Genomic DNA, 11829 nt, shown 5'->3' on the forward strand with positions numbered 1-11829 from the left:
AGAAGGAGGTTCATATGAATTATGGATATTAGGAAAATATGGAGCTTGCTAGGTCACACAGCAGATGAGCTGGATGAACACGACATCGATCCCGATATGTGGAGAAGAATTCAGCATGAGAGCGGCAAGCCAATCGATATTAGCGCACTTCAGCACTTGTTCAAGGAACTGTCTGTCAGAAGAAAGCTTGCTATGGCTGCTTACTTAAATATACAAATAAAAGTATCCTCTAATCGATCATTCCCAGATCTAGTCTTCCAAAAAACAGCGTTGATGAAAAGCAGAAAGGAAGATGGAAAAAAGAAACTATTCGTGGCTATACTTATGGCCATTATGCCTGTCTATGAAAAATGGCAAGAGGATGAGGTGGATGATGAAGAGGCTTCCGAAGCCTACATAAAGGAAAGAGAGACGATTACTCGTCAGTATGGACCGTGGCATTATTACTGGGGACTTCTGTTCCTAATGGACCGCACGGAAGAAGTAGAGAGAGAGATTGCTTCGTTCAGAGGCAGTGAGAGTAAGGAAGATGGAGAGGAAGGGAAGACAGCTGAAGGAATAGTGGAGCCTGAAGGAAGTGCTCAGGAGCTGTCTGTTAACGACGTCAACAACGTCAACGACCATGCGAAGAGAGCAGCACAGCTTGAGCAGCTGCTGGGGCAGGAGAGAGCACGTCGTCTGCAGGCAGAGACGGAGAAGGAGAGGCTGAGCAAGGCTCTTCGCTTGCAAGAGAGTCATAGTGAGCAGCTTGCCGCTGCGAAGGATAACTTAGTAGAGAAGCTGGCTGCGCTTAGGAACGAGCATGAAGAGTTCGTGACGATGCTGGAGAGCAAGAGACAGCAGGTATGGCTGCTGGAGAAGAATGTCATTGGATTGGAACAGCAGGCTCGCAGGAAGGAACAAGATCTGCAGCGTCTGCAATCTGCGCTGGAGGGATCCGAACAAGCACTGAAGGAGGCTGAGTTCAACCTTCACAAGGAGCGGAACAGGCCAGTCGGTATCCGCGAGCTGACTGTCCGCATGCTGGACCGGCTCTATCTGGAAGTGAAGCAGATCTCACATTCCTTGTCTAGTCAGGGACAGGAGGGCAGACAGCGCCTTCGGAGCATGCTGGATCTAGTGGACAAGCTCGAGGAGTATAAGGAAGGGGAAGGTAGACTCTCCTTGCAATCCGCGCGGAATGAAGCGGCTGTGGCTGCGGAAGCACCGGCCCAGGCGCCCGCGTTAGATCAGAGCAGTCAACCAGGTGCGGCAGCGAGCCTTGATGAGAATGATTTGGAGGCGGAGGATTCAAGTCTCTATGGGACGTTCTATCGCCGCAATCACGGCGGTTATATCATGCTGGAGCATGAGGAAATGGTCAACATTACAGAATCGATGGTCATTCAGCTCCATCTAGAGCATGAGGCGGAAGTACGCTGCATCCCTAAGCAGACTCCAGTCGGAACGAATCGGTACGATATTGAGCTTGTCCTGCAGGGGGATGACAGTCTCTCCCCGGTGCAGCAATTCGACGGCTACATCGAGATTGGCGAACACTTCGTCTATTATTGTGTCGATATGAATAACTCGGACCATCGGTATCCGCTGCATATGAAGGATATTGAGATTCAGCAGCCTAGAGATGGAGATCCTTGCCTATTCAATATATCCGAGGAGAGCAGATTCGCTCGCTTGTCTCGTCTGTACCGGCTGGAATCAACGACCCAGCGAGCGGAGCGATCTTCGAAGACGAGGCCGCATGCCAGCAAGAGCTTGGAGAGAAGGGACAAGCCAGAGCCGTTCCTCACAGGCTGCAAGATCGTAATAGTCGGAGGGCAGCACAAGTGGTTCGAGTCGGTCGTCAAGGAGACGGGAGCTGAGCTGATCCATGAACCGAGCGACCAGCCTCATCGCATGCATGCAGGACTCCGGAGAGCACAAGCGATGTTCATGCTGCTAACGGCGACGTCCCACCAAGCGACCTGGAGCTGCATGGAGATTGCGAAGCAATACGGCGTACCCCACTTCACCATTCACGGTTCCAAAACCAATCTCCGCCAGCAGCTCTGGGACAATCGCCTACTCATTCAGCAAGCGCGCGAACGGAATAGTCATTAGCTGATATGCCCGCTATGTGGTACTTGCTGCTCCAGCTGAAGCAGCATACGCTTCATTGTTAGACCGCCGCGGTAGCCGGTCAGGGAGCCGTTTTTGCCGAGGATTCGATGGCAAGGAACGGCAATCAGGACGGGATTCGCACCGATCGCTGTTCCGACCGCCCGGACCGAGGACGGTCTGCCTAACGCAGCGGCAATGTCGGAATAAGAGCTGGTACTGCCGAAGGGGACATCGGCTAATTTTTGCCAGACGGCGAGCTGGAACGGAGTGCCATGGAGATCCAGCGGTATGGATATAGTCCGGGCATCGTTATGGAAGTAGTCGAGCAGCGCGTGCTGGTAGGGTTTTGTTTTGGTGTTATTTTCCAAGGGGGTGTGGTTCGGAAGTCTCTTCCTTGCCCAAGTCAGCCAAGCGGATGGTCCTTCGTTCGGTGAGCCTACATAACATAAGCCTTGTTCGGTAGCTGCGAGGATATAGGCGGTGTCTGCTACCATTAAGGTTGTCCAGTAGACTGGGCGAATTGCTTCTTCATTCATCTAGGAGTGCCTCCTTCTCTAAGGATAGGTTACGGTACTCAGTCGGCGTCTTGCCGGTGAGCTTGCGGAATAGGGTGGAGAAGTGGGAAGCGTTCGTCAGACCGACAGCCGCGGCAACCTCTGTAATAGGCAGCTTGGTCGTCGTTAGGAGTCTGCTCGCCTGCTGGATGCGAATCTGCTGCGTGTACTCGGCCGGGGTCGTCCCCATGATGCGGCTGAACGTGCGCTGTATGTGATAAGGGCTGCCGTGTATCCGATCTGCAAGCTCTTGCAAGGGGAGAGGCTCTGCGTATCTCTGCTGAATCAGCTCCGTTAGTTGAAGCACCCACTCTTCATCGGGCAGCTGCCTTCCTTCCGGCTTGCATCGCTTGCAGGGGCGGAACTGAGCGGCTGCAGCCCGGTCCGGCGAAGGGAATATCTCCACATGCTGCTGAAGCGGCGGCTTGGACTTGCACGATGGCCGGCAGTAGATGCCGGTCGTCTTGACTGCATAGAAGAATGTGCCGTCATAGGCAGAATCATTCTGAATGATGGCATCCCACTGCTCCTGAGTAGGGAGGACTGGGGGGATGGGAGACTTCGTATGCGGCATGGTTATGCGTCACCTCCATTGTCTTCAGTATACCCTTAGCGTGCGGGTGATGGGTAGGGTGCTCGAATAGGAGAGCAAGAATACCAAAGTAACCCGGCCGGGCGGTATGGTAGGATGAGGATTCTTAAGGAAGAGAGGCGGGTGGCATAACAAGGATGAAGCACGACAGGCTATCGATCGAAGTGAGCGTACCGCAGGAGTTCAGCTGGGACGTGAACATCGCCTACATGTCACGATCGACGAATGAATGTATGCATCGGCTGCTGGATGGTCAACGTGTGCTGAAGTACATCGCGCTGCCGACGGCGGGCAATATGCTATTGCAGGTGAGTAGTGGGACGGAGATGGATGCGGGAGCGGGAGTGAGAGGCGGAGATGGGACAGGTGCTGGGGCAGGTGCCAGTGCGGGAGTTGGAGTAGATGAAGGGGAAGGGGGGCGCAGATTAGCTGGGTCAGGTGCAGGTGCAGGTGCAGGTGCGAGTTCTATTAGGGTGGATGTGATAGGCGGTGCGGAGGCAGGGGAGCTGGCTCGTCTGGAGATAGCGGCGTATGTGCGAGAGTGGTTCGACTTGGATAGGGACTTGGGGCCGTTCTACGAGCTGGCTGAGCGAGATGAGCTGTTGAATCAGGTGGTTGCGAAGTTCTACGGTCTGAGAGTCATAGGCATACCTGAACTGTTCGAAGCGATCTGTTGGGGAATCATTGGCCAGCAGATTAATCTGACCTTCGCCTACACGCTGAAGCGCCGCTTCGTTGAGACATTCGGACAGCGTCTGGATTGGGAGGGGGAGTCTTACTGGCTGTTCCCGCGTGCGGAGCTTATTGCTTCGCTGAGTACGGCAGACCTTACACCCCTGCAGCTTACTGGCAAAAAGTCCGAGTACATCATTGGCGTTGCCAAGCTGCTCGCGGACGGTGAGCTCAGCAGGGAACAATTGCTTGCGTTCGGCGACGCGTCTCTGGCGGAGAAGCGGCTTGTTGGCATACGAGGCATAGGTCCGTGGACGGCCAACTATGTCATGATTCGGTGTCTGCGGGCACCTTCCGCACTGCCGCTTGCGGATGTGGGCTTGCACAACGCGATTAAGCTGCTCCGCGCTATGGATCGCAAGCCCACACTCACCGAGGTCAGCGACCTGTTCGCTGCTTGGCCGGGCTGGGAGAGCTACGCCACGTTCTATCTGTGGCGTACGCTTTACTAAGGGGAGAGGAGCATGAATGAGCTCCGCGATATTGACTGCCAAGCATACATACATCTGAGCCTCCGGACTTGATGGAGGCGAAGTTCCAACATGCCGTTGGGGGCAATAGCGCCAGAATGTGGCGTTGCAGCGGAAGGATGAGGCCCTTTGGGGGCAATAGCGCCAGAATGTGGCGTTGCAGCCGACGGACGAGGTAAGTTGGAGTCAATAGCGCCAGAATGTGGCGTTGCAGCGGAAGGATGAGGCTCGTTGGGCGCAATAGCGCCAGAATGTGGCGTTGCAGCGGAAGGATGCGGTTAGAGCGAGCAAAAAAGCCTTATGCAGCAGAACTTCTGCTACATAAGGCTACGCCACGCCTACGCCACGCCCGCGCTGTACAACGTCGCGCCCGCACAGCGTCTAGCTAACGCTAGAGCCGCGCGGCCCTTTACAACCCGGCAGACTTCTGAAGGCGGGCTGCGATCTGCATGAATTCCTCAGGGCCGATGCCCGGAGCGAATTCTTCTGTCAGCTCCTCGCCTTCTGGCACCGGATAGCCTTCCGGAGCGCCGTCGATGACCTCGAGCTCGGAGCCGTCCTCGGGATGCGGCCCCTTCCAGATGTCGCGAATCTGCTTGTAATCCTCATCGCTGTAAGTGTACAGCTTGCGATGCAGGCCTTCCGCTTCATACTTGCGAGCGACGTCGAAGGACTTGTTGCTGAGATTCGGGATAGGAATCAGCTTCGTCACATCGACGCCCGTAGCGACCTCAAGTGCCTTCGCATAGGAGACGACATGAACGCCGCCGCGCACAAGCAAGTATCCGACCATCTCACGGGCGACGGGGTGATCCGTCATCTCATAGACACGCATCTTGTGCGTGCGAGCGCCGCACTCGAGGAAGAAGTTGTGCAGCAGGTCGAGTACGAGATTCCCGCTGTTGAATACATTCGCGCCTGTCCAGGGAGCACCCATGGAATCGATAGGGAGAGCCGACTGCGCTCCCTGGATGAAGTGGTACGAGTTCCGCTTGTCCAGCGCTTCCTTCATCGGAGCAGAGTCAGGCTCACCGGGACTGGTGGTGCCCGTCGCACACAGATTTATCGCATGAGCTACTAGTTCAACATGGCCGAACTCTTCTGCTGTAATGCTGGCAACGAGCTCGTAGAACGGTCGAAGCTTCTTTTTGCCGCGGAAGTTGAACGATTGGAACATGTAGTTATTGAGCGTAGACATCTCACCGAATCTTCCGCCCATGAGCTCCTGTACCGCAGCGGCAGCATTCGCATCTGGACGATCCGACTTAGGGAAGTCAATGAGCACCTTGTCCATCCGTTTGATCACTTACGAATCCCTCCTAGCCTTAAGGCAGTATAGACATGTAATGTCATCTTCTATAATTACCCAACTAGGATGATGCTAAACGATCGCGAACATAATGGGTGAGCATCAGCAGCATAGAAGAGAAGAGCGAGAGGACGGCGGCGAGCTCAACGCATTCCTCCAGCGTCTGCTCGAATCGCTCCTCAGCCATCGTCATCCGAGACACGTCCAGCGTATCGGCACCTACCGCACAAGCGAAGAGGAGAGCAGCGAGACCGAGCCAGAGCAGAGCGCCCCTGCGGACACGGAAGAGACGATAGATGAGCACGGTGCAGAATAGTGCGGCGACTGCATATAGCAGTACGATGTAATCACCGGCTTCCATCCAAGGCAGCAGCCGGAATCCAGTAGGCTTCAGATACCGGTCCCGGATGCGTTCATGAATCGCGAATCGCTCATCCAGCATGAGGAAGGTGAAGCCGCAGGAGAGCATGAGCCACATCGCAGCCTCTCTGTGGAATCCATCGCGCACATAAGCCATCATGAGACAGAGCATAGCGAGCACAGTACAGCCGAACCACATCAGGCTCTGCAGCCAAGTCATCGGCGTCTGCTCCGAGGCAATATATTCCCAATACCGGGGCAGCTTCACCGCAATGAGCAGGCATGTGAAGAAGACTCCGCCCAGCCACAGCATGCTGATGAGCCATCGCTCCATACGCTGGAGCCTAATGAATCCATACTTATCATTCTCATCCGGCATCTTCAATCCCCCTATCTCCCTTCATCCTTCCTCCAATTGCAAGCAGCATCCATCCACCCACCCGGTCATCCAGCTTACATACGACGAATCTCACTGCCATATGTGGAGAAGGATGCGACATGGTGAGGCTGCCCATCCAGCAGGGAGATAATATTATCCACCCAAGTATGATAGCCTCGCTCGATGACTTCCTCAGAGTACCAAGCGGTATGTCCAGTCTGGACGATCCGCCCCTCAGCAATGAGACGCTCCCCACGCTCGGCTAAGGAGAACCGATCGTCCACAGCATAACCACGAAGCTGCCGACGCTCAATGGCGTCGATGACCGCTGCATCATCAACCAAGGCAGAGCGAGACACATTCACTAAGACAGCTCCCGGCTTCATTCGATGCAGCTCATCCCGTCCGAACCGTTGTCCGCCATGCCAATCGGAAGGATAATGGAGCGACACGATATCGGAGGATACGAGCAGCTCATCCAGCGAGACCAGTCGTACACCTGCAGGAGGATTCCCCTCCAGATAAGGATCATATCCGATCACCCTCATGCCGAAGGCCTGGCATAATCCAGCTACGTAAGAGCCTATCCTTCCAAGCCCGACAAGTCCGATCGTCCGGCCTCGCAGCTCCCAGCCTTGCACAGAGGTGCCTGCGGGTACGCGTCCGCGAACTCGATCTGAGCTGAGATGCATGCGCCGCGACATCGTCAGCAGCAGACCAATCGTATGCTCGGCTACGGAGTAGGTGGAATAATCAGGAAGATGACATAGCGTGATGCCCCGTTCCTCCAGCAGCCTCATATCTATGTAGTCCACACCTGTTGCGAACACCGCAATCCCCTTCAGCCGAGGAAGCCGGTTCACCCACGAGCCGTCAATAGACGGTACCGAACGAGGCGTTAATCCAGCCACATCGGCATCTCGGAGGCGTTCAATCAGCTCGTCTGCCATCAGCGGCTCTAGCGCGGAATAATAGGTAATCTCACCTGCCTTCTCCAGCCTGGCCGCCTGATCTGCTGTTAACGTATCCCGTCCTCTGGCTGTAATGAGCACCGCTTTTTTGTTCATTGATGAGCTCCCCTTTACAGATTATTACTATAATTGACGAGCTGAAGGTATCCCTTGTTGCATGTGCTGCTTATATCTCCCACTACCCAATGATGGGGGAATGAAGTAATATTAAGTCTATATGAAGATTTAGCTGGAGTATGTCCCGCCGTCCGTGTTGACGGCTTCTTTATTTTTCATGCGAGTGAGATGGGAGTGATGATCGTTGAATATAACCCCGCCAGGGCACCACAGGTCGCCCTTCGTCCTTATACTGCTCTTCCTACTTGTGAAAATGATCCTATTCCGCACCTTCGTCTTCGACGGCGTCATGGTCACTCGGCTGCTGACGGATGCGGCTGCGATCGTCATCCTGTTAGGCATCGTGGAGCTGGCCGCCTCTGCAAGATGGAGAGGTCCCCTCTACTGGATGCTGAACGGACTGCTGTCCCTGCTGCTATTCGCTTCCACGCTGTACTTCAGCTATTACGGTACGGTACCGACCTATACCGCTCTGCTTGCTCTAGATCAAGTGCTGCAGATTCGGGACAGCGTGAAGTCTACGATTAATCCGATCCATTATGTGTTCTTCCTTGATCTTGCTGTATATGCGCTTATGTATGGGTATAACCGCATGAAGGGCAATCGAATCACGGCACGCACACGTATAGCGAAGCCGCTCTATGTCGGGATGGCCGTGCTGCTCTGCATTCTGATGTCGGCGGGTTCTATCCGTATAGGAAGCAGTATTCCTAATGAATTAGTCCAATCGGAGCAGCTAGGCTTCCTGAATTACCAAGCAGCCTCTGCGCTTAAGGCACGTAAGGAGGTAAGCGAGGCTAAGGACGGAGATGCAGCGACAGCCGCTGCAGCGGCTGCGAAGCTTCAAGATACGTACGACTATACGAAGGGCTTCGCCGCCGGAGATGCGCCTGCTTCCTTCGGCGCGGCGGAAGGTAAGAATGTCATTGTTATTCAGCTGGAAGCGTTCCAGAACTTCCCGGTCGGACTGAAGCTGGAAGGAACGGAGGTTACGCCTGTGCTCAATAAGCTGGGCAAGGATAGCCTCTACTTCCCGCACTTCTTCCAGCAGATCGGTCAAGGGAATACGTCAGATGCGGAGTTCATGTCGAATACGTCCATCTACCCAACGGGTGACATTGCGATGTCAACCGGCTATGGCGACCGCAGCCTCCCAAGTCTCCCGAGGCTGCTGGAGAAGCGCGGATATGAAGCGGTAACCTTCCACGTCAATGATGTGACGTTCTGGGACCGCAATCGGATGTATCCGGCGCTGGGCTTCGATCGGTACTATGACAAGCCTTACTTCAACAACGATCACTTCAATGACTTCGGAGCTTCAGATGAGGAGATGTACAGGGTGGGGTTGGAGCAGCTGGGAGAGCTGGCCGCCCAGGACAAGCCGTTCTATGCGCAGTTCGTATCTACATCCTCCCACTTCCCATTCAAGGTGCCGGGGGACCGTCAGCATTACACCGTACCCGAGCAGCTGAAGGGCACTCAGCTCGGTGATTACTTGACCGCAGTCAACTATGCCGATTATGCGCTTGGTGTATTCATCGAGGGACTGAAGGCGAAGGGGCTGTGGGACAATACGATGTTAGTCATCTATGGCGATCACTTCGGACTGCAAGCGAAGGAGAATGATCCGGCATGGGTGAGCAAGCAGCTTGGCATCACCTATCATGAGCGGCTTAGCCGCTTCAACATTCCGTTCTTCCTCCACGTACCTGGCGTGGAAGGCAAGGTTGTCGATCAGGTAGGCGGACAACTCGATATCATGCCTACCGTCTCGAATCTTATGGGGATCTCTCTTCCCTTAGAGTCGTATACAGCGTTCGGGCAAGACTTGCTCAATATCGATCAGAACGTGATCGGGATGCGATATTACTTGCCTACTGGCTCATTCTTCAACAACGACATCTTATTCGTTCCTGGCAAGGGCTTCGACGACGGCACCGCAGTAGACATTCGTACGATGGAGCCCGTCGCAGACTTCAGCAAGTATCGCAAGGACTATGACTATATTCTTGATCTGATGAAGGCCTCAGACACTTATGTGAGACTTCTTCCGAAGCGTACACCCTAATGGATTCATAGGTTTTTACAGATAAAAAAAGGTTGAGCTGCCGCCGATTGCGGTATGCTCAACCTTTTTTTGGTGTTGGAATGTCAGATACCGGGGGTGATGACGGGGTACAGCACGCCGTTCGCAGCGAATGATGCCTTCCCGGTCTCTTCGGACACGACGAGCACAATTGCGTCACACCGCTCGGTCAGCCCAATCGCTGCTCGGTGGCGGGTGCCCAGCTTCTCTTCCGAGTGCTCGAGCGTCGACACCGGCAGGATGTTGCGGGCAGACACAATCTGGTTGCCGCGAATGAGCACCGCTCCATCATGGAGAGGGCTGCCGATGTAGAAGATGGATTCGAGCAGTGAGTGGTTAATCACGGCTTCAACGCTCATACCGGAATGAATATAAGGGTCCAGCGCATCCCTGCGTTCGACAGCGATGAGCGCGCCATGCCTGCGCTCGGACATGTTCTGAATACTGGTGGACAGATCTCTATACTTATCTGTATAGGGAGACAGATAGCAGTTCAGGTAGAAGGTTGCGGCAGCCGATTCCATCCGGATGAAGTTCTTCTTAATGGATTCGAACTCGCTGAGCATGCAGTAGTTGTCCATGTCGAAGGAGTCGATCGTACTCTGCAATTGCAGAGACAGCCTAACGAGGTCCTCCTTCAGCGTCTGTCTCATCGGAGAGAAGTCGCAGTCATTATTGGGTATGGTCATAGGTGTGCCTCACGTCCTTACATAACAGCTAACCCTACTATACCCGCATCTTCGTCAAAAAAAACGTCCCCCGAATGGGAGACGCTGCTGCACATGGAACCACTGTCTAGAACATTGGGAAGACGTAACGCACCAGGAAGTAGAGTGCTCCGAAGAAAATCAACAAATACGCTGCATACTTGATGAAGGTGGAAGCAACAAGGCTGGAATCCGAACGCTTCTCTACATGCCGTTCCTCAATCTCGAGATTGCGATTATGGGTCGTCATACCTAACTCCTCCTTGGAATATTCGAATAGGTTGTTGTTAAGGTAGATATACCCTTGGTATGGAGAGATGAATCAGGACTTATGACGGACGTCCATACGGTTCCCCGGTCTGCCGAAATGCTCTACACTAGAGGGTAGAATAGAATGAAGTGGAAGGGTGTGGAAGGGAATGTCTAAGGCAGACAGTATGCTGGCAATCTTGTGGATTCTGAAGTCTAGGGGACGCGTGACGGCGAAGCAGCTTGCGGAGATGCTGGAGATTCATGTTCGGACCGTGTATCGATATGTGGATGCTCTCTGTGCAAGCGGTGTGCCGATCGTGTCGGACTCGGGGCATAACGGAGGGTACAGCCTACTTAAGCCATTCACAGAGGCTCCATTGTTTTTCAACACAGAGGAACAGAAGGCCTTAACCCACGCGGCTCTCTTCGCTGCGGAATCGTCAGGCTATCCCTATGGGGAGGAGCTGAGCCGTGCGGTTACGAAGCTGCGCACCTATACGAGCGTGGAGCAGCTGGACGAGATTAATCGGTATATGGACGGCTTCGATGTCATCTCGCCAAGGGTCGATCCTCAGCATGATGCGACGCTGGCTCAGCTGGAGCAGGCCGTTGCGAGAGGACAGACGAGCATCATCGGGTACCTGAAGGAGCGGGATACGATCATTAGGGAGAGGTTGATTGATCCTTATGGTATGGTCTATTGGAAGGGGAAGTGGTATGTCGTCGCACACTGCCACGGGAGAGAAGCCATGAGGAGCTTCCGAGTCGATCGTATACATGGGGTGGCCATGACGGAGGATGTGTTCACCCGGCCAGTAGGCTTCTCTGCGAAGGAGCATCTGCTCAGCAGTCTGCTGGACAACCTGTCCCGCGGTGGAACTGGGAAGCGGGTAACGGTGTGCCTTGAGGGGCATCGGGAGGTTATGGATTCCATTAGTGAACATTGGCTCATCGGACAGTCCGTGGAGGAGAAGACGGAGGACAGCCTGCGGTTCACGCTAATGGAGGAGCATCTGTACGTCATGATTCCTCATTATCTGATGACCTATGGCCGCTCGATTCGGGTGGTGGAGCCGGCTCTCTTAATTGAGCGAATGATTGAGATGACAGGCCGTATCCGCGGCCACTATGAGCAGTCGCTGGCCGCTGCTCGGGAGCGGGAGCAGGAGCAGAAGCAGAAGCGAGTGTAAGACATGTTAA

The 11829-nt window shown here is 54.3% G+C and carries 11 protein-coding genes; 4 read left to right on the plus strand and 7 right to left on the minus strand.

Annotation, left to right across the window (positions count from 1 at the left end; translation table 11 throughout):
* Window positions 1-21: 21 nt before the first annotated feature.
* Window positions 22-2100 (plus strand): DUF2325 domain-containing protein, encoded by a 2079-nt coding sequence (locus ACFO9Q_RS18610; RefSeq protein ID WP_379184864.1) that lies wholly within the window; start codon window positions 22-24, stop codon window positions 2098-2100.
* On the opposite strand, the gene ACFO9Q_RS18615 is transcribed toward ACFO9Q_RS18610, so the two are convergent.
* Window positions 2097-2636: a methylated-DNA--[protein]-cysteine S-methyltransferase gene (locus ACFO9Q_RS18615; protein ID WP_379184866.1), complete on the minus strand. Its 540-nt coding sequence runs from the start codon at window positions 2634-2636 to the stop codon at window positions 2097-2099. The genes ACFO9Q_RS18610 and ACFO9Q_RS18615 overlap by 4 nt on opposite strands.
* Window positions 2629-3228, minus strand: coding sequence for a bifunctional transcriptional activator/DNA repair enzyme AdaA (locus tag ACFO9Q_RS18620; RefSeq protein WP_379184868.1), 600 nt, complete (start codon window positions 3226-3228; stop codon window positions 2629-2631). Before ACFO9Q_RS18620 ends, ACFO9Q_RS18615 begins: the two co-directional genes overlap by 8 nt.
* Window positions 3229-3383: 155 nt before the next feature.
* Between ACFO9Q_RS18620 and ACFO9Q_RS18625 the strand changes: the two genes are divergently transcribed.
* Complete coding sequence (locus tag ACFO9Q_RS18625; RefSeq protein ID WP_379184870.1) at window positions 3384-4430, plus strand: DNA-3-methyladenine glycosylase family protein; 1047 nt, start codon at window positions 3384-3386, stop codon at window positions 4428-4430.
* 427 nt (window positions 4431-4857) lie between these two features.
* On the opposite strand, the gene ACFO9Q_RS18630 is transcribed toward ACFO9Q_RS18625, so the two are convergent.
* The 3 genes from ACFO9Q_RS18630 to ACFO9Q_RS18640 form a co-directional block, all read right to left on the minus strand.
* Window positions 4858-5754 (minus strand): manganese catalase family protein, encoded by an 897-nt coding sequence (locus ACFO9Q_RS18630; protein WP_379184872.1) that lies wholly within the window; start codon window positions 5752-5754, stop codon window positions 4858-4860.
* 64 nt (window positions 5755-5818) lie between these two features.
* Window positions 5819-6496: a hypothetical protein gene (locus ACFO9Q_RS18635; RefSeq protein ID WP_379184875.1), complete on the minus strand. Its 678-nt coding sequence runs from the start codon at window positions 6494-6496 to the stop codon at window positions 5819-5821.
* Between the two features lie 74 nt (window positions 6497-6570).
* Window positions 6571-7563, minus strand: coding sequence for a 2-hydroxyacid dehydrogenase (locus ACFO9Q_RS18640; RefSeq protein ID WP_379184877.1), 993 nt, complete (start codon window positions 7561-7563; stop codon window positions 6571-6573).
* Window positions 7564-7837: 274 nt separating this feature from the next.
* Between ACFO9Q_RS18640 and ACFO9Q_RS18645 the strand changes: the two genes are divergently transcribed.
* Window positions 7838-9652 (plus strand): LTA synthase family protein, encoded by a 1815-nt coding sequence (locus ACFO9Q_RS18645; protein WP_417621939.1) that lies wholly within the window; start codon window positions 7838-7840, stop codon window positions 9650-9652.
* 83 nt (window positions 9653-9735) lie between these two features.
* Here ACFO9Q_RS18645 and cdaS read toward each other — a convergent pair whose 3' ends face one another.
* Together cdaS and ACFO9Q_RS18655 are read right to left on the minus strand one after the other, a co-directional pair.
* Window positions 9736-10359 carry a sporulation-specific diadenylate cyclase CdaS gene (cdaS, locus tag ACFO9Q_RS18650; protein ID WP_379184882.1) on the minus strand — a complete coding sequence of 208 codons (624 nt, stop codon included), beginning with the start codon at window positions 10357-10359 and terminating at the stop codon, window positions 9736-9738.
* A 106-nt stretch (window positions 10360-10465) separates the two neighbouring features.
* Window positions 10466-10627 carry a hypothetical protein gene (locus ACFO9Q_RS18655; protein ID WP_379184885.1) on the minus strand — a complete coding sequence of 54 codons (162 nt, stop codon included), beginning with the start codon at window positions 10625-10627 and terminating at the stop codon, window positions 10466-10468.
* A gap of 169 nt (window positions 10628-10796) precedes the next feature.
* Here ACFO9Q_RS18655 and ACFO9Q_RS18660 point away from each other — a divergent pair, with 169 nt between their 5' ends.
* The gene (locus ACFO9Q_RS18660; protein WP_379184887.1) at window positions 10797-11819 is read left to right on the plus strand and encodes a helix-turn-helix transcriptional regulator; all 1023 of its coding nucleotides are present in this window, start codon (window positions 10797-10799) and stop codon (window positions 11817-11819) included.
* Window positions 11820-11829: the final 10 nt, after the last annotated feature.

This window comes from Paenibacillus sp. GCM10023252 (assembly GCF_042653305.1).
GTDB lineage: Bacteria > Bacillota > Bacilli > Paenibacillales > Paenibacillaceae > Pristimantibacillus.

Excerpts from the sequence above, each read along its gene's own strand:
- ACFO9Q_RS18635 (WP_379184875.1), bottom strand. The coding sequence starts at position 6,496 with ATGCCGGATGAGAATGATAAGTATGGATTCATTAGGCTCCAGCGTATG.
- cdaS (WP_379184882.1), bottom strand. The coding sequence starts at position 10,359 with ATGACCATACCCAATAATGACTGCGACTTCTCTCCGATGAGACAGACG.
- ACFO9Q_RS18625 (WP_379184870.1), top strand. The coding sequence starts at position 3,384 with ATGAAGCACGACAGGCTATCGATCGAAGTGAGCGTACCGCAGGAGTTC.
- ACFO9Q_RS18645 (WP_417621939.1), top strand. The coding sequence starts at position 7,838 with ATGATCCTATTCCGCACCTTCGTCTTCGACGGCGTCATGGTCACTCGG.
- ACFO9Q_RS18610 (WP_379184864.1), top strand. The coding sequence starts at position 22 with ATGGATATTAGGAAAATATGGAGCTTGCTAGGTCACACAGCAGATGAG.
- ACFO9Q_RS18620 (WP_379184868.1), bottom strand. The coding sequence starts at position 3,228 with ATGCCGCATACGAAGTCTCCCATCCCCCCAGTCCTCCCTACTCAGGAG.
- ACFO9Q_RS18640 (WP_379184877.1), bottom strand. The coding sequence starts at position 7,563 with ATGAACAAAAAAGCGGTGCTCATTACAGCCAGAGGACGGGATACGTTA.
- ACFO9Q_RS18615 (WP_379184866.1), bottom strand. The coding sequence starts at position 2,636 with ATGAATGAAGAAGCAATTCGCCCAGTCTACTGGACAACCTTAATGGTA.
- ACFO9Q_RS18660 (WP_379184887.1), top strand. The coding sequence starts at position 10,797 with ATGTCTAAGGCAGACAGTATGCTGGCAATCTTGTGGATTCTGAAGTCT.
- ACFO9Q_RS18655 (WP_379184885.1), bottom strand. The coding sequence starts at position 10,627 with ATGACGACCCATAATCGCAATCTCGAGATTGAGGAACGGCATGTAGAG.